General features: G+C 68.7%; 19 protein-coding genes and 1 tRNA gene. 16 read left to right on the forward strand and 4 right to left on the reverse strand.

Going from position 1 to position 15,464, the window contains the following annotated elements; translation table 11 throughout:
- The first annotated feature begins 4 nt into the window (after positions 1–4).
- From F620_RS0105250 to F620_RS0105260, 3 genes are all read left to right on the forward strand, one after another.
- Positions 5–80: transfer RNA gene (locus F620_RS0105250), tRNA-Glu, on the forward strand.
- Between the two features lie 405 nt (positions 81–485).
- Positions 486–1,106, forward strand: coding sequence for a class I SAM-dependent methyltransferase (locus F620_RS0105255; protein WP_019569733.1), 621 nt, complete (start codon positions 486–488; stop codon positions 1,104–1,106).
- 74 nt (positions 1,107–1,180) lie between these two features.
- Positions 1,181–1,411 (forward strand): putative motility protein, encoded by a 231-nt coding sequence (locus F620_RS0105260; protein ID WP_018870200.1) that lies wholly within the window; start codon positions 1,181–1,183, stop codon positions 1,409–1,411.
- 52 nt (positions 1,412–1,463) lie between these two features.
- Here F620_RS0105260 and F620_RS0105265 read toward each other — a convergent pair whose 3' ends face one another.
- Entirely contained in the window at positions 1,464–2,075 is a 612-nt protein-coding gene (locus F620_RS0105265) for a YceI family protein (protein ID WP_019569734.1), read from the reverse strand.
- Positions 2,072–2,845, reverse strand: coding sequence for a CDP-alcohol phosphatidyltransferase family protein (locus F620_RS0105270; protein WP_019569735.1), 774 nt, complete (start codon positions 2,843–2,845; stop codon positions 2,072–2,074). Before F620_RS0105270 ends, F620_RS0105265 begins: the two co-directional genes overlap by 4 nt.
- Before the next feature lie 80 nt (positions 2,846–2,925).
- Between F620_RS0105270 and F620_RS0105275 the strand changes: the two genes are divergently transcribed.
- The 4 genes from F620_RS0105275 to F620_RS0105290 are packed head-to-tail and all read left to right on the forward strand — an operon-like array spanning position 2,926 to position 6,252.
- Entirely contained in the window at positions 2,926–3,930 is a 1,005-nt protein-coding gene (locus F620_RS0105275; protein ID WP_019569736.1) for a zinc-binding alcohol dehydrogenase, read from the forward strand.
- Between the two features lie 14 nt (positions 3,931–3,944).
- Positions 3,945–4,343, forward strand: coding sequence for a 6-carboxytetrahydropterin synthase (locus tag F620_RS0105280; protein ID WP_018870196.1), 399 nt, complete (start codon positions 3,945–3,947; stop codon positions 4,341–4,343).
- Entirely contained in the window at positions 4,340–5,401 is a 1,062-nt protein-coding gene (locus F620_RS0105285) for a glycosyltransferase family 4 protein (protein WP_019569737.1), read from the forward strand. The genes F620_RS0105280 and F620_RS0105285 overlap by 4 nt, the downstream gene beginning before the upstream one ends.
- Complete coding sequence (locus tag F620_RS0105290) at positions 5,398–6,252, forward strand: class I SAM-dependent methyltransferase (RefSeq protein ID WP_019569738.1); 855 nt, start codon at positions 5,398–5,400, stop codon at positions 6,250–6,252. Before F620_RS0105285 ends, F620_RS0105290 begins: the two co-directional genes overlap by 4 nt.
- Before the next feature lie 6 nt (positions 6,253–6,258).
- Here the strand turns inward: F620_RS0105290 and fabA are convergent, their stop codons facing one another.
- Positions 6,259–6,771, reverse strand: coding sequence for a 3-hydroxyacyl-[acyl-carrier-protein] dehydratase FabA (gene fabA, locus F620_RS0105295; protein ID WP_018870193.1), 513 nt, complete (start codon positions 6,769–6,771; stop codon positions 6,259–6,261).
- A gap of 94 nt (positions 6,772–6,865) precedes the next feature.
- A complete protein-coding gene (locus F620_RS0105300; protein ID WP_018946990.1) occupies positions 6,866–7,180 on the reverse strand; it encodes a hypothetical protein in 315 nt (104 codons plus the stop codon).
- A 200-nt stretch (positions 7,181–7,380) separates the two neighbouring features.
- On the opposite strand from F620_RS0105300, the gene F620_RS0105305 reads away from it, so the two are divergent.
- From F620_RS0105305 to mnhG, 9 genes are all read left to right on the forward strand, one after another.
- A complete protein-coding gene (locus F620_RS0105305; RefSeq protein ID WP_019569739.1) occupies positions 7,381–8,757 on the forward strand; it encodes a hypothetical protein in 1,377 nt (458 codons plus the stop codon).
- Between the two features lie 117 nt (positions 8,758–8,874).
- A complete protein-coding gene (locus F620_RS0105310; protein WP_019569740.1) occupies positions 8,875–9,564 on the forward strand; it encodes a TIGR04211 family SH3 domain-containing protein in 690 nt (229 codons plus the stop codon).
- Between the two features lie 116 nt (positions 9,565–9,680).
- A complete protein-coding gene (locus F620_RS0105315; RefSeq protein ID WP_019569741.1) occupies positions 9,681–11,984 on the forward strand; it encodes a putative monovalent cation/H+ antiporter subunit A in 2,304 nt (767 codons plus the stop codon).
- Positions 11,981–12,406: a Na+/H+ antiporter subunit B gene (locus F620_RS0105320; RefSeq protein ID WP_018870188.1), complete on the forward strand. Its 426-nt coding sequence runs from the start codon at positions 11,981–11,983 to the stop codon at positions 12,404–12,406. Before F620_RS0105315 ends, F620_RS0105320 begins: the two co-directional genes overlap by 4 nt.
- On the forward strand, positions 12,403–12,756 hold the full coding sequence (locus F620_RS0105325; protein ID WP_018936755.1) for a Na+/H+ antiporter subunit C: 354 nt from the start codon (positions 12,403–12,405) through the stop codon (positions 12,754–12,756). The genes F620_RS0105320 and F620_RS0105325 overlap by 4 nt, the downstream gene beginning before the upstream one ends.
- Positions 12,753–14,267, forward strand: coding sequence for a Na+/H+ antiporter subunit D (locus F620_RS0105330; RefSeq protein WP_019569742.1), 1,515 nt, complete (start codon positions 12,753–12,755; stop codon positions 14,265–14,267). Before F620_RS0105325 ends, F620_RS0105330 begins: the two co-directional genes overlap by 4 nt.
- Complete coding sequence (locus tag F620_RS0105335; protein WP_018870185.1) at positions 14,264–14,737, forward strand: Na+/H+ antiporter subunit E; 474 nt, start codon at positions 14,264–14,266, stop codon at positions 14,735–14,737. The genes F620_RS0105330 and F620_RS0105335 overlap by 4 nt, the downstream gene beginning before the upstream one ends.
- Positions 14,737–15,018: a monovalent cation/H+ antiporter complex subunit F gene (locus F620_RS0105340; protein ID WP_019569743.1), complete on the forward strand. Its 282-nt coding sequence runs from the start codon at positions 14,737–14,739 to the stop codon at positions 15,016–15,018. The genes F620_RS0105335 and F620_RS0105340 overlap by 1 nt, the downstream gene beginning before the upstream one ends.
- Complete coding sequence (gene mnhG / locus F620_RS0105345; protein ID WP_019569744.1) at positions 15,011–15,418, forward strand: monovalent cation/H(+) antiporter subunit G; 408 nt, start codon at positions 15,011–15,013, stop codon at positions 15,416–15,418. The genes F620_RS0105340 and mnhG overlap by 8 nt, the downstream gene beginning before the upstream one ends.
- The last annotated feature ends 46 nt before the right edge of the window (positions 15,419–15,464 follow it).

A 15,464-nucleotide genomic window follows, 5' to 3' on the forward strand; every position in this document is an offset into this window, starting at 1 on the left:
CTGCGTCCCCATCGTCTAGAGGCCTAGGACACTGCCCTTTCACGGCAGCGACCGGGGTTCGAATCCCCGTGGGGACGCCATATTCCAAGGGCCCGGATCCAGACGCACTGGATCCGGGCCTTTTTCGTTCTGGTCCGGAATCAGCCGCCGAAGATCCCTTTCTTTGTTGATCCGTGTCAACTGGAAGGGCGACAAGGGCGACGGAGGGGAAGGGCATAAAAAAGAAGCCCGGCCGGAAGCCGGGCTCAAGGTACTGAAACAACCGTGTGACGGAGGGAGTCGGTTGTCTCGGTGTACCGGTCGGGGACCGGGTCAACACCATGCAGTGGCCACATCGTGACCGGGGTTACGGAAACACCCGTGGAGGGTTTTTCGTCACCACTCGTCAGCTGTGACGGGATAACCGGAGAGAGGTTCCGGTTGCGGGTGCGACATGCGATACAGTTCACGGTTTCTCCGACGGTGAATCAATACGGAACGAGGACATGCGCGGACTGGAACAGATCCCCTGGCTCTACGATGGCTTCATGGTGCTGGCCGATGCGCTGGGCCTGCGTCGCTGGCGGCTGCGCCTGGTATCCGGGGCCCGGGGACGGATCCTGGAGGTCGGTTGCGGAACCGGGCGCAATCTGCCGCTGTATCCGCAGACGGCGGAAGTTATTGGCGTGGAGCCGGATTTCCTCGCGCTGCGGAGTGCGCGACGCCGCGCTCCCGGGGTGCCGCTGGTGGTGGCCCGCGCCGAGGCCCTGCCGTTCGTCGAGGGGCAGTTCGATGCGGTGGTATCCGGGCTGGTGTTCTGTTCGGTGCAGGATCCGCCCGCCGCCCTGAACGAGGTGCGGCGGATCCTGAGCGCGGAGGGTGAACTGCGGATGCTGGAGCATGTGCGCCACACGCGTCCGTTGCTGGCGCGGATGCAGGACCATGTGCAGCCGGCCTGGACCTGTGTGGCCGGTGGCTGTCATCCCAACCGGGATACCGAAGCCGCAGTGACCGCCGCCGGTTTTGCGATCGATCCGCAGGACCGGGTGGCCCGGGGCGTGATGCGGCGCTTCACCGCGCGTCCCGCCGGATCCGGAAAAAAGGCTCCGGAGGACCCTCAAGTCTGATCGGTAGCCGCCGCTAACGCCCCTGCAGGCGTCCTGTCCATTCGCAAACGCCTGTCAACGCCAGGGAGGTACCCATGGATGTCAACGCAGCGGTATCCCAGGCCGTGCAGATGCAGCAGGCGAGCCTGATGCAGCAGAAGGATGTCGCGGTAATGAATCGTGCCATGGAGGCCGAAGAAGCCGCGGTGGCTCAGCTGATCGACGGCATGCCCGACGTTTCGGGCAGTGCCGGGGTGGAAGCAGCGGCCGGTGCGGCCGCAGCGCTGCCCGACAATGTCGGGACGCTGGTCAATACCACGGCCTGAGGCAGGGCCGGAGATCGATGGTCTCCGGCCTTTTTTGTGAGGGCCCGGGCGGTTATTGCCGCTGTGCCTCGAATTCGATGATCAGTTCCACCGTGTCGCCCACGATGTTGCGGATCAGTCCGTAATCCATGCCGAAGTCGCTGCGCTGGAATTCGCCCCGCATCGAGGCGCCCAGCACGTAGGGGCGGGAGAAGATGCCGCCCAGCGGAAACGGGTAGCGTCCGACCTTGTTGATCGTGACGTCCAGGGTGATCGGCCGGGTTTCGCCCAGCAGTTCCAGATCACCGGTCAGCTGCCCGCTGTCCTCTCCGGTGGGTTCGTAGTCGGTGGCGGTGAAGCGCATCTCCGGATGGTTTTCCACGTCGAGGAAGTCATCGCTGCGCAGATGGTCGTCGCGTTCCTCGTGGTTGGTGAACACGCTGTCGGTCTGCACCACGAAGTGCCCCTCTCCCAGCTCGCCCGTGTCGGGATCGAACATGAAGGACCCCTCGGCCTCGAGGAACATGCCCAGGACCCGGGCGAATTCGGCGTGATCGACGAGGAAGCCCACCGCGAAATGTTCGGTGTCGATCTCCCACTCGTCCATCGCCAGGCTGGTTCCGGGCAGCACCGATGCCAGGCTCAGCAGGGCCGTCGCGGCCAGGGTGCGGAATCGGTGGCTCATGGGGTTTCCTCCGGGGTCTGGGGATGTGAACCGGGTCTGTTCCGATACAGATAGACGATATCGGTGGCGAATGAAACCGTGAGCATGGCCAGCGCCAGGACCGCTGCGGCGACGGCCGCCGCCGCTGGAACGGCAGGGGTGAGCGCGATCAGCAGGGCCGGGGTCTGCAGCACGCACACCGCCTGGCGGCGCCGGCTGGGCGGCAGATCCGCGCGCAGCCAGGGCAGTCCGCGCCCGGCCAGCACGAACAGATAGCGCATGGCCCCGATCGCCAGCACCCAGACGCCCGCAGGTCCGGGCTGCCACGCGAGCACGGACAGCGCGAGGATGAGTGCCGCGTCCAGTTCCATGTCGAAACGCGCGCCGAACGCCGACGCGGTGCCGCTGCGCCGAGCCACGGCGCCGTCGAGCCCATCCAGCAACAGCACCAGCAGGGCGAGGACGACGACCCAGGCCAGTCCGGCATCGGGCAGGGGGAACGCGGGCATCGGTGCGAGGAGCGCGAGCCCGCCCACCGGGGCCGCGAGGGCCGCGCGTATCAGGGTTACGCGGTTGGCGGGCCCGGGGACCGCGGGCAGGCCGCCGGCGTGCCCGGCACCGGTCACCAGCAGCCCCCACAGCAGCGCCCACAGCAGGGCGGTCGCGGGCAGCAGAGCGGGGCCGACCGGGGTCAGGGTCGTAACCAGCGTCGCAACGCCCAGCGCCAGCAGTCCGCCGAGAACCAGATCGGTGGACCGGAGCGGCCTGTGCAGGGCGGTGGGGGCGGGCATGGACGGGCTTTCCTCGGCTACACTGCGGGCTTCATTCACCGGGAGCATGGCGCAGTGTCCCTCTGGTCGCGAAAGCCCGCATGAACCGCGCACGAGCCTTCTGGATCACCGCGCCCGGCGAGGGCGAGATCCGCGATGCGCAATTGCCGCCGCCGGCCTCCGGGGAGTGCCGGGTGCGGGCCCGCTATGGCGCGATCTCGCGCGGCACCGAGTCGCTGGTGTTCCGCGGGCGGGTGCCGCCGGATCAGTACACCGCGATGCGGGCACCGCTGCAGGAAGGGGATTTCCCGGCGCCGGTGAAATACGGCTACATCAGCGCTGGCGTGGTGGAGTCCGGCGAGCGTGCCGGCGAACGGGTGTTCTGTTTGCACCCGCACCAGGACCGTTACAACGCGCCGGAGTCCATGCTGGTGCCGATCCCGGACGCCGTCCCGGACGCGCGCGCGGTACTGGCGGCGAACATGGAAACGGCCGTGAACATCGTGTGGGACGCCGGCGCGGGTCCCGGCGACCGGGTGGCGGTGATCGGAGCGGGCGTGGTCGGGTTCCTGTGCGCCTGGCTGATCCGTGGGATCCCGGGCGCCCGGGTGGATCTGATCGACCCCGAGCCCGCGCGGGCGGAACCGGCGCGGGCGCTGGGGCTGACGCTGCATACGCCGGCGGATGCCCGCGAGGCGCTGCCTCCCGCGTCGCGCGATGCGGTGATCCATTGCAGCGGTCAGGGCGACGGGCTGGTGCAGGCGCTGGAGCTGGCGGGCACCGAGGCCCGGGTGGTGGAGGCCAGCTGGTATGGCGATGCGCCGGTCAGCCTGCCGCTGGGAGCCGGGTTTCATTCGCGGCGTCTGGAGCTGCGCAGCAGCCAGGTGGGCCGTATCCCGCCGGCACGCGCCGCGCGCTGGGATTATCACCGGCGTCTGGCGCTGGCGCTGGAGCTGCTCGCCGATCCGGCGCTGGAGGTCCTGATCAGCGGCGAGGATCGATTCGAGGATCTGCCGCGGGTGATGCCGCGGGTAGCCGGGCCCGAGGCCGCCACGACACTGTGCCACCGTATCCGTTATCCCGATCCCGACCCCGTGTGGGTCTAAGGAGCGACTTCTGTATGTACAGCCTGAACGTTCGCGATCACTTCATGATTGCCCACAGCTTCGCCGGCGAGGTTTTCGGTCCCGCGCAGAACCTGCACGGTGCCACCTACGTGGTGGACGTGACTTTCCGCCGGGCCGAGCTGGATGACGACGGTCTGGTGGTCGACATCGGCCGGGCCGGCGAGGTGCTGCGCAGCATCCTTGCCGAACTGAACTACCAGAATCTGGACGACCGACCCGAGTTCGAGGGGCAGAACACCACGACCGAATTCCTCGCCCGGGCGATTCACGGGCGCATCGCCACCGCCATCCACGAGGAGCGTCTGGGCGCTTCCGCACGGGGCCTGGACGCGGTCTGCGTGACCCTGCACGAATCCCACGTGGCCTGGGCCGCCTACGAGGCGGCTCCTTGAGCGAGGCCGCCGATCTGCGCCTGCTGGTTCCCGGGGCGCTGGATCAGCCCACCGGTGGCTACCGGTTCGATGCGCGCATGCTGGCGGGCCTGCGCGAGCGCGGCTGGAAGACGGCGGTCGACGAACTTCAGGGCGACTTCCCCGGGCCTTCCGCGGACGCTGCGGCGGCGCTGGATGCGGCCCTGGCGGCGGCCCCCGACGGCCAGCGGGTACTGGTCGACGGGCTCGCGGGCGGCGCCTTCCCCGAGGTGCTCGAGCGCCACGCGCAGCGGCTGCGTCTGCTCGCGCTGGTGCATCACCCGCTCGGGCTGGAGACCGGCCTGGAACCCGCGCGCAGCCGCGAGCTCCTCGCGCTGGAGCGGGCCGGGTTGCGAAGCAGCCGCGGGATCGTCACCACCAGCGCGTACACCGCCGACGTGCTGGCTGACTGGGGTATCGAGCGTCCGCGTCTGCGGGTGGTCCCGCCCGGTGTGGAACGTCAGGCGGCGGCATCGGGGCCCGGTCCCGGCGAGCCGCCCCGCCTGCTGGCGGTGGGGGCCCTGATCCCGCGCAAGGGGCAGCACCACCTGATCGCCGCGCTGGCCGGACTGACGGATCGCGCCTGGCATCTGGTCCTGGCCGGGCCGGCGGATCGCGACCCGGGATTCGTGCGTCGCCTGCGTGAACGGATCGAGGACAGCGATCTGCGCGACCGGGTCACCGTCACCGGAACCTGCGACGAGGCCGATCTCGATGCCTGGTTCGATGGCGCGTCGCTGTTCGTCCTGCCCAGCGAATACGAGGGGTTCGGCATGGTGTATACCGAGGCCATGGCGCGCGGCCTGCCGGTGATCGCCACCACCGGTGGTGCGATCCCGTACACCGTGCCGGCCGCCGCGGGTGCCCGCCTGCCGCCGGGCGACGTCCCGGCGTTGCGCGCCGCGCTGACGGATTATCTGGATCGCCCGGAGGCCTGGCTTGCCGCCGGGACCGCCGGCCGGCGGGCCGCGCGGCAGATGCCCGACTGGCCACAGGCGGTCATCGCGATGGATCGGGCGCTGCGCGAGCTGACGCCATGAGCGAGCACTTCGATCGCGAGTGGCTGGGGCTGCGCGAGCCCGTGGATCATGCGGCGCGCCCGGCGTCCCTGGCCGACGCGCTCGCGGAGTGGGTGGTGCGGGTTCGGGGAGCGAACGGGGCACCGCTGCGGGTGCTGGATCCGGGCGCCGGCACCGGTTCGAATCTGCGCTGGCTCGCTCCGCGGCTGCCGGACCCGCAGCTCTGGACCCTGGTGGATCATGATGCCTCCCTGCTGGACGCGGCCCGCCGCGACGCCTGCGGCGAACGCGTGGAACACCTGCGGGTGGAGGACTTCGCTGCCGCGCCTCCGGCCTTGCCGGGCGCGGCGCTCGGCCCGTTGCTGGTGACCGGCGCGGCGCTGCTGGATCTGGTCTCGGCCCGGTGGCTGGATGCACTGGTCGCCGCCTGTGCTGCGCGCGGGGCCGCGGTACTGTTCGCGCTGAGTTACGACGGTCGGATCGAGTGGTCGCAGCCGGACCCGGAGGACGCGGCCCTGCTGGCGGCGGTCAATCGCCACCAGGGCACCGACAAGGGTTTCGGGCCGGCGCTGGGGCCGGGAGCGGCGATGCACCTGGAGCGGGCGCTGGAGCGTCATGGTTATCGCGTGGAGGCGGCCGCCTCACCGTGGGAGCTGGATGCGGCCAGGCCGGCGCTGGTGCGGGCCCTGATCGACGGCTGGGCCGAAGCGGCGGCTGCCATGGAGCCGACACGGGCCGGGGACTTTCGGGCCTGGGCCGCGCGGCGCCGGGCTGCAGTGATCGGCGACGGCTGCCGCCTGCGCGTCGGGCATCGGGACGTTCTGGGGCTGCCCCCGGCCTCGGGCCGGGGCTCGGGCGCGGCTGCCGGGTGACGCCGCTCAGAAATTCTCGGTGGAGGTGAACAGGCCGACGCGCAGGTCACTGGCCTCGTAGATCGTGCGGCCGTCCACCTGCACAGTGCCGTCGCCGATCCCCAGCACCAGCTTGCGCGAGATCACCCGCTTCATCTCCACATGGTAGGTGACCCGCTCCGCGGTGGGGAGCACCTGGCCGGTGAACTTCACCTCGCCCACGCCCAGCGCGCGCCCGCGCCCCGGGTTGCCCAGCCAGGCCAGATAGAACCCCACCAGCTGCCACATCGCGTCCAGCCCGAGGCAGCCGGGCATCACCGGATCGCCCGGAAAGTGGCAGGCGAAGAACCACTGATCGGGGTGGATATCCAGCTCGGCCACCATCTCGCCCTTGCCGAACTGCCCGCCGTCGCTGTTGATCTCCGTGACCCGGTCCATCATCAGCATGTTGGGCACCGGCAACTGAGCATTGCCCGGGCCGAACATGTTGCCGTAGCCGCAGGCCAGGAGTTCATCGCGATCGTACTGATTCTTCTGCATTGAAAGATGCTCGGGGGAAAAGCCCGGTATTGGACCGAAACCGGCGGGCAAAAGCAATTCCCGCCGCGCTGTACGGCAGCGGGAAAAAGCCGGTTCAGGCGTCGGCCGGGTAGCGCAGCAACTCCGCGAGGGTAAAGAAACGGTCCCCGCGCAGATAGCCGGCCTGGACTTCCGGGACCAGAGCGCCGGGGCGCCCCCGGGCGTCGCGTTCGGCCACCCACTCGGCGGGCAGGGTGTCCAGGATGTGGGCGCTGGCCAGGCGCCCGTCCTCCAGATGGCTGGCATGGACCTGGCCGTTGCCCCGGTGACGAAAGGCCGGAATCCAGCCCGCGGTGAAGCCGGTGTCCAGCCATTCCGGTTCCTCGCGGGTGGTCACCGACGGGCCGGACAGGAGATCGAGATCAAGCATCGCGGATCCTCCGAAGATTTAATCGGGGTATCGGCGTGGCCCCGCGGAACTTGAGGCCGGAACGATCGCCCTGCGTCGGTGGTGCGGGCGGCGAGCCGGGTACGGGTCGTGCATAATCGGGTTCATCATACAGACCGCGAAACCGTTCCCGGGGACGCCGGCCTTCCGGTCGCTTCGGGTGCGGACCGAAAGGGGGAAGAGTGGCGGTTACCGTCCTGCTGTGGATCCTGGCGATCGTGATCGCCATTGGTGTGCTGGATCTTGCGCGACAACCGCTGCGGCGTTTTCTCGTGGCGCTGGCGGGTGCGGTCGCACGGGGGGTATGCGCCCTGCGACGCCAGGTCCTGCATCTGCGGGATGCGGTGCGCGACTGGCATGGGGGGCATCTGGAGCGCCTGGAGGCCGAACGCATCCATTCCGCGGTAGAGGCGCTGGAGCGGCGTTACGGGGAGATGGTCGGGCATGACCTCGCCCAGTTGCCGGCATTGCGGCAGCAGGCGCGCGACACGCTGCGCGTGCTGGACGAGGCCTATCAGCGCGACGAGCAGCGGCTGATCCAGGAGCCCGAATGGGTCGAACGGCTGGAGGCCCTGGCGCGCGGTCCTGCCAGTGATACGCCGGAAAGCCGGCGCCTGGCGCAGGACATGGAGGACACCGTACTGCGCATCGCCCGCTCCGGGCTGGAGGAGCAGCGGCGTTCGGCCAGCGCGCTGCTGTCGGCCCGGCGACGCGCGGACAGCCCTTTGCGCGAGATGGTCGGCAATCTGGAGCGGGTACAGGAACGCCTGGCCCGGCTGGAGCGCCAGGGCGAGCGCCTGGACCGGGCGCTGGGCCGTTGCGAGGAGGTCGACCGTCCGGTCCGGCGCGCCCTCCCGGCGCATGCGCAGGCGGCGACCCAGTGGCTGATGGGCGCGGCCGGCCTGGCCCTGGCCGCGCTGGCCGTGGTGGTCCATCAGCATGTCTTCGGCCCCGCGCTGGCCGGCATGTTCCCGGAGACCGCCAACGCACCGGGCGCGATGGCACCCGGATCGGAATGGATGCTGTACCTGCTGCTGGGAACCGCTGCCCTGGCCGGGTGGGTCCTGGCCGAGAGCCGCGGGGTGACCCGGGTCCTGCCGCATGCGTTGATGGAGGGCGGCGGCTGGGCCCCGCGGGTGCTGGCCGGACTGTCCATCGCGGTTCTGGTGCTGGTGGCGGCGGTATCGGCGTTCACCGGGTTCCATCTTGACTGGCTCATCTACCAGCATGAACTGGTCACTCTGCTGCTGGAAGGCGAGGAACGCGCCCTGCCAGCTGGCATCCGTCATGCCGAACAGCTGGTCGGCGCGGCGCTGGGGCTGCTGATCCCGCTGCTGCTGGCGCTGGTGCCGGTGTGGGTGGTGGGCTTTCTGCAGGCGACCCGCATCCTCGCCGGGGGGGTGCTGAGTGCCGGGCTCGGCGTGCTCGCGGGCATCCTGTACCTGGCGGCGGTAGGGGCCTGTCAACTGCGGCGTCTGCTGCCGGCGACCTTCGAACTGATCATCTTCGTGCCGGCCGCCATCCGGCGCTGGCTGGCCGCGCGCCGCAACGGGGCGTGAACCGTGTCACCGGAAGCCGGAGGGATGCGTGCACATTCGCCAGCGCCTGCCTAGAATGACCCCTCTTCCGAAACATCGCCGCGCTCCGCTCGGGCGCGGCCAATGACGAGGCAAGGCATGGTGCGCAGGTTGCAGATCCGAAACGGGCTGGTGGTGCTGTCGCTGGCGGGGGCCCTGATGGTCGCAGGCACTGCGCCGGCTGCGGCGCAGACGCGATACGTCTCGGACAGTCTGGAGACGGCCGTTTACAGCAGTCCCCAGGGCGGACGGATCGTCAGTTCGGTGGATGCCGGTGACCAGGTACAGGTGCTGGAGGACGACGGCGGCTACAGCCGTATCCGTCTGCCCAGTGGCAACGAGGCATGGATCCTGACCCGCTACCTGCAGGACGAGCCGCATGCGCGCGAACGCCTCGCCGAGGTGGAAGAGGAGCTGGCCGAGATCCGTTCCGGCGCCGACGACCAAGAAGGCCGCATCGCCGAACTGCTGGACGAGCGCAATGAACTGCAGCGCGAGGTCGAAGAACAGTCCGAACGCATGGCCGGCATGCAGGAAGAGCTCGAGGAGCTGCGCGACATTGCCGAACGGCCGCAGGAAATCCAGCGGCGCAACGAGCGCCTGGAAGAGGAACTCCTGGAGACCCGCGAAGCCGCCGAGGACTACCGGCGTCAGGTCGAGGTCATGCGCGCCGACAGCGACCGCCGCTGGTTCATGACCGGGGCTGCGGTGGCGGTGGGCAGCGCGATCCTGGGGATCATCCTCACGCGCCTGCCGACCCGCCGTCGGCGCAGTGACTGGCTGAACTGATGACCCTCGGCCGGGGCGTGCTGTTGCGCGCCCCGGGTTGACCCGGTAGCCTTCGCCCTTCTGTGACGGGCGCCCGCCGGGCGTCTGCCCCGATCCCTGTCAGGACGTCCATCTGGATGCTGTTCGCGATACTCTCAATCTTCGTGGTGGCGGCGCTGGCGCCCGTGGTGCATCGGGCCACCGGGCGCCACAGCGGCTGGGTGCTGGCCCTGTTGCCGGCGGCCCTGTTCGTCTACTTCGCGAGTTTCCTGCCCGCCGTCGCGGCGGGCGAGAGCGTGCGCCTGGCCTGGCAGTGGATGCCCGGGCTGGATGTCCAGTTTTCCTTCCTGATCGACGGCCTGTCGCTGATGTTCGCGCTGCTGATCGCGGGCATCGGCGTGTTCGTGGTCAGCTACGCCGGGCGCTACCTCGAGGCGCACCGCGACCTCGGGCGCTTCTACGTGCTGATCCTGTCGTTCATGGGCTCCATGCTGGGGCTGGTGCTGGCCGACAACATCATCCTGATGTTCATCTTCTGGGAGCTGACCAGCATCACCTCCTACCTGCTGATCGGCTACAACCACGAGGATCTCAAGGCGCGCAAGGCCGCGCTGCAGGGCCTGATCGTAACGGTGGGTGGCGGTCTGGCGCTGCTGGCCGGTCTGGTGCTGCTGGGCGTTGCCTCCGGGTCCTGGGAGCTCTCGGAGATCCTGGCCGGCGAGGATTCGCTGCACGAGCATGCGCTGTACCTGCCGCTGGTGATCCTGATCCTGCTGGGCACCTTCACCAAGTCGGCCCAGTTCCCGTTCCATTTCTGGCTGCCCAACGCGATGGCCGCGCCCACGCCGGTCTCGGCCTATCTGCACTCGGCCACCATGGTGAAAGCGGGCGTGTATCTGATGGCGCGCCTGAACCCGGAGCTGGGCGGCACCGAGCTGTGGACCTGGACGCTGGGCCTGTTCGGCGCGGTGACCATGTTCACCGGCGCCTGGATGGCCATCCAGAGCACCGAGATCAAGAAGCTGCTGGCCTATTCCACGGTGATGGCGCTGGGCACGCTGACCATGCTGATCGGCATCGGCACGCCGTATGCCGCCATGGCCGGCGCGACCTTCCTGCTGGCGCATTCGCTGTACAAGGGCGCGCTGTTCATGCTCGCCGGTTCCATCGACCACGGCACCGGCGAGAAGGAAGTCCCGAACATGGGCGGGCTGCGCCGCGCGATGCCACTGACCGCGGCGTTCTCGGTGATCGCCGCGCTGTCGCTGGCCGGGCTGCCGCCGCTGTTCGGCTTCGTCGGCAAGGAACTGATGCTGGAGGCGGCCCTGGGTGCGCCGGACGCGCTGGCCGTGGTCCTGCCGCTGCTGGCGCTGGCCTCGGCCATCCTGGTGGTGGCGGTGGCGGCGATCGTCGGGCTGCGGCCGTTCTTCGGTGCGCGTCGGGAATACAAGCGCACGCCGCATGAATCGCCCGGTGCGATGCTCGCCGGGCCGGCGGTACTGTCCGTGCTGGGGCTGATCCTCGGTCTGTTCCCGGCGCTGGCGCAGCCGCTGGTGGCGGCCACCGCGATGTCCATCCACGGGGCCGATACCGGGATGGAGCTCAAGCTGTGGCACGGCATCAATCTGCCGCTGGGCATGTCGCTGCTGAGTCTGGCCGCGGGTCTGGTGATCTATCGCTTCTGGGATTCGGTGCGTGCCGGCATCGGACGCATCATGGTGCCGGCCGGGCGCATCGCGCCGGAGCGTGGCTACGAACGCTTCATGGACGGACTGGTGTGGTTCTCGGCGTTCCAGACGCGGGTGCTGCAGAACGGCTACCTGCGCACCTACGTGATGGTCACCATGCTGACCACGGTGGCGCTGGTGGTGGGCACGTTTGCGGCCCTGGGCGGCTTCGAGATCTCGGTGCGCTTCGACGACATCCTGATCCACGAGTGGGTGATCGTCGCCCTGGTGGCTCTGGCGGCGATGTTCGTGGCCACCACGAATTCGCGGCTGGCCGCGGTGGCCTCGCTGGGCATCGTGGGCTTCGGCGTGGCGCTGATCTACGTGTTTTTCAGCGCGCCGGATCTGGGGATCACCCAGGTCCTGGTCGAGACCCTGACCGTGATCCTGCTGGTGCTGGTGCTGTTCCGCCTGCCGGGCTTCCTGAAGTTTTCCAATCCGCTCACGCGGGTGCGTGACGTGATCGCCTCGCTGGCGGTGGGCGTGACCATGACCGCGGTGCTGATGGCCACGCTGGGCGTGCAGTACTTCCCGGCGATCTCCGAATACCACATCGCCGAGTCCGAGCCGTCGGCCTACGGGCGCAACATCGTCAACGTGATCCTGGTCGACTTCCGCGCCCTGGATACCCTGGGCGAGCTGTTCGTGCTCGCGCTGGCAGCGGTGGGCGTGTACGCGATGATCAAGTTCCGCGCGGAGGACCGCAAGTCATGATGGCCGGCTCGCTCATCCTGCAGACGGGGACGCGGCTGCTGCTGCCACTGCTGCTGCTGTTCTCGGTGTTCCTGCTGCTGCGCGGCCATGACGAGCCGGGCGGCGGGTTCATCGCCGGTCTGGTGGCGGCGATGGCCTTCGCGCTGTACATGTTCGCCTTCGATGTCTACAAGGCGCGCGCCATCCTGCGCATCGACCCGCGCAACATGCTGGGCATCGGTCTGCTGCTGGCGACCCTGTCGGGCGTACCGGCGCTGCTGCAGGGGCGTGCCTATCTGACCTCGCTGTGGTGGGACGTGGAGGTCCCGCTGTTCGGCGAGCTCAAGCTCTCCACCCCGCTGGTGTTCGACATTGGCGTGTACCTCGTGGTGATCGGCACCGTGCTGACCATCGTCCTGGCCCTGGCGGAGGCGGAAGAATGACTGCGGAACCCCTGCTCGCGATCCTGGTGGGCGTACTGTTCGCCACGGCCACCTACCTGATGCTGCGGCGCAGCCTGGTCAAGCTGGTGATCGGCCTGATCCTGCTGTCCAACGCCGCCAACCTGCTCATCTTCGCCACCTCGGGCCTGACCCGCGGCGCGCCGCCCCTGATCCCCGAAGGCATGCTCACGCCCGAGGGCGCGGTGGCCGACCCGCTGCCGCAGGCCCTGATCCTCACCGCGATCGTCATCAGCTTCGGCGTGCTCGCCTTTGCGGTGGTGCTGATCCATCGCGCCTACGAGGTGGTGGGCGCGGACGACCTGGACGAAATGAAGGATACGGACACGTGAGGCTCGAGGTCGCCCTTCCGGTCATCATCCCCCTGTTTTTCGGGAGCCTCGCGCTGGCCTTCTGGCAGTGGCGCGGGGTGCAGCGCGCGGTGGGCGTGCTGGGTGGCGTCGCCCTGACCGCCGCCGGCATCTGGCTGCTGGTGGCGGTGTGGAACGACGGCGTGCTGGCCATGCACATGGGGAGCTGGCAGGCGCCGTTCGGCATCGTGCTGGCGGCCGACCTGCTGAGCGCGACCATGGTCCTGCTGACCGGCGTGATGGGGCTGATCGTCGCGCTGTATTCGCTGGTCTCGATGACCCCGGATCACGAGCGCTTCGGCTACCACCCGCTGCTGCAGCTGTTGCTCGCCGGGGTGGCCGGGGCCTTCCTTACCGGGGACATCTTCAACCTGTACGTGTGGATCGAGGTCCTGCTGGTCGCGTCGTTCGCGCTGCTGATCCTGGGCGGCGAGCGCGCGCAGATGGAGGGGGCGATCAAGTACGTCACCCTCAACCTGGTGTCGTCGCTGATCCTGCTGGCCGCGGTGGGTCTGACCTACGGCCTGTTCGGCACCCTGAACATGGCGGAGCTGGCGGCCTACATGGGCGAGGCCGAGAACACCGGTCTGGTGACCGTGGTGGGCGTGCTGTTCATGGTCGCCTTCGCGATCAAGGCCGCGGCCTTCCCGCTGTTCTTCTGGCTGCCGGCCTCCTACCACACCCCGCCGGTGGCGATCTCGGCGATCTTCGCCGCGCTGCTGACCAAGGTCGGGGTGTACGCGCTGATCCGCTTCTTCACCCTGATGTTCACCGAGGCCCCGGAGGTCACCCAGAACATCCTGCTGTGGGGCTCCGGCTTCACCATGCTGGTGGGCGTGCTGGGCGCGGCGGCACAGTTCGAGTTCCGCCGAATCCTGGCCTTCCACAGCGTCAGCCAGATCGGCTACATCATCATGGGCCTGGCCCTGCATACCCCGCTGGCGCTGGCCGGTTCGCTGCTGTTCATCCTCCATCACAGCATCGTCAAGACCAACCTGTTCCTGATCAGCGGGATCTCCTATTTCGCCCGTGGCACGCACGAGCTGAAGGATCTTGGCGGGCTGTATCGCACGCACCCCGGACTGTCGGTGCTGTTCCTGGTCTCGGCGCTGTCGCTGGCCGGGCTGCCGCCGCTCTCCGGGTTTCTGGTCAAGCTGATGCTGGTGCGCGCGGGTCTGGAGATCGAGGCCTACTGGATCGTGGCGATCGCGCTGATCACCGGCCTGCTGACGTTCTACTCCATGGTCAAGATCTGGGCCGAGGCGTTCTGGAAGGCCGACCCGCGCGGCGAGCAGGCCCCGGCCAACGGGCCGGCGTGGCCCGAGCGTGGCGGCCTGTGGTTGCTGTATGCCCCGGTGGCGGCACTGGCGGCACTGGCGGTGCTGATGGGCGTGGCGGCGGAGCCGTTCCTGCAGCTGGCCATGGCCGCCGGTGAGCAGATGCTGGACGTGGATGCCTATGTCGAGGCGATTCTGGGGGGCGACGCGCAATGAACCTGCTCGCACTCAACCTCCTGCTGGCCCTGGCCTGGATGATGCTGACGGGCAGCTTCACCGCGACCAGCCTGCTGTCCGGTCTGGTGTTCAGCTACATGGCCCTGTGGGTCGCGTTCAATCGCAAGGCGGATCACAGCAGCTTCTTCTGGAAGGTGCCGAAGGTGATCTCCTTCATCGCGTTCTTCATCTATGATCTGATCAAGGCCAACCTGGTGGTGGCCTGGGACGTCCTGACGCCCACCCATTTGATGAAGCCCGGCGTGATCGCGTTCCCGTTGCGGGCCCATACCGATGCGCAGATCACCGTACTCGCCAACCTGATCTCGGTGACTCCGGGCACGCTGAGTCTGGATGTCTCCACCGATCGCAAGGTGCTGTACATTCATGCCATGTACCTGCAGGACGAGGACAAGCTGCGGCAGGAACTGCGGGACATGGAAAGCCGCGTGATGGAGCTGATCGACTGATGCCGATTCTCGACTGGGCCGTGAACGCGACCTTCGTGATCCTCAGCCTGGCGCTGGTGATCATCTTCATACGCCTGCTGAAGGGGCCGAGCCTGCCCGACCGGGTCGTGGCGCTGGAACTGATCGCCTCGCTGACCGTGGGGTTCATCGCGACGCATGCGGTGGCGACGGGGGCGGCCAACTTCCTCGACGTGGCCGTGGTACTGGCGCTGACCGCGTTCCTCGCCGCGGTGGGCTTCGCGCGGTACCTGGAGAAGGGAGGTTACCGCAGTGATGAGTGAGTGGATCACCGCCTTCCTCCTGCTGCTGGGCTCGCTGCTGATGCTGCTGGCGGCGCTGGGCGCGCTGCGCATGCCCGATCTGCTGACCCGCATGCATGCGACCACCAAGGCCGGCGCGCTGGGTGGCGGCACCATGGTCGTGGCGGCCGCGGTGTTCTTCGATGACGGCGCAGTCACCGCCCGCGCGCTGGCGATCGTGGTGTTCATCATCCTGACTGCCCCGGTGGCCGCGCACCTGATCGGCCGCGCCGGCTATTTCGTCGGCATCCCGCTGTGGGAGGGGACCCTCAAGGACGAACTGAAGGATCGCTACGATCCCGAGACCCACACCCTCGCTTCGGAGGACAAGCCGGAGGACAGGAAATCCTCTGCCCCCGCCGAAGACCGCGACCGCGACTGACCGATTCCCGGGGCTCCGGTCATGACCGGGCCATCCCGCACCCCCG

The sequence above is a fragment of the Thioalkalivibrio sp. ALE11 genome (assembly GCF_000381205.1).
GTDB lineage: Bacteria > Pseudomonadota > Gammaproteobacteria > Ectothiorhodospirales > Ectothiorhodospiraceae > Thioalkalivibrio.

Excerpts from the sequence above, each read along its gene's own strand:
- F620_RS0105290 (WP_019569738.1), top strand. The coding sequence starts at position 5,398 with ATGAGCGAGCACTTCGATCGCGAGTGGCTGGGGCTGCGCGAGCCCGTG.
- F620_RS0105265 (WP_019569734.1), bottom strand. The coding sequence starts at position 2,075 with ATGAGCCACCGATTCCGCACCCTGGCCGCGACGGCCCTGCTGAGCCTG.
- fabA (WP_018870193.1), bottom strand. The coding sequence starts at position 6,771 with ATGCAGAAGAATCAGTACGATCGCGATGAACTCCTGGCCTGCGGCTAC.
- F620_RS0105300 (WP_018946990.1), bottom strand. The coding sequence starts at position 7,180 with ATGCTTGATCTCGATCTCCTGTCCGGCCCGTCGGTGACCACCCGCGAG.
- F620_RS0105335 (WP_018870185.1), top strand. The coding sequence starts at position 14,264 with ATGAACCTGCTCGCACTCAACCTCCTGCTGGCCCTGGCCTGGATGATG.
- F620_RS0105270 (WP_019569735.1), bottom strand. The coding sequence starts at position 2,845 with ATGCCCGCCCCCACCGCCCTGCACAGGCCGCTCCGGTCCACCGATCTG.
- F620_RS0105310 (WP_019569740.1), top strand. The coding sequence starts at position 8,875 with ATGGTGCGCAGGTTGCAGATCCGAAACGGGCTGGTGGTGCTGTCGCTG.
- F620_RS0105275 (WP_019569736.1), top strand. The coding sequence starts at position 2,926 with ATGAACCGCGCACGAGCCTTCTGGATCACCGCGCCCGGCGAGGGCGAG.
- mnhG (WP_019569744.1), top strand. The coding sequence starts at position 15,011 with ATGAGTGAGTGGATCACCGCCTTCCTCCTGCTGCTGGGCTCGCTGCTG.
- F620_RS0105260 (WP_018870200.1), top strand. The coding sequence starts at position 1,181 with ATGGATGTCAACGCAGCGGTATCCCAGGCCGTGCAGATGCAGCAGGCG.
- F620_RS0105255 (WP_019569733.1), top strand. The coding sequence starts at position 486 with ATGCGCGGACTGGAACAGATCCCCTGGCTCTACGATGGCTTCATGGTG.
- F620_RS0105325 (WP_018936755.1), top strand. The coding sequence starts at position 12,403 with ATGACTGCGGAACCCCTGCTCGCGATCCTGGTGGGCGTACTGTTCGCC.
- F620_RS0105320 (WP_018870188.1), top strand. The coding sequence starts at position 11,981 with ATGATGGCCGGCTCGCTCATCCTGCAGACGGGGACGCGGCTGCTGCTG.
- F620_RS0105340 (WP_019569743.1), top strand. The coding sequence starts at position 14,737 with ATGCCGATTCTCGACTGGGCCGTGAACGCGACCTTCGTGATCCTCAGC.
- F620_RS0105280 (WP_018870196.1), top strand. The coding sequence starts at position 3,945 with ATGTACAGCCTGAACGTTCGCGATCACTTCATGATTGCCCACAGCTTC.
- F620_RS0105315 (WP_019569741.1), top strand. The coding sequence starts at position 9,681 with ATGCTGTTCGCGATACTCTCAATCTTCGTGGTGGCGGCGCTGGCGCCC.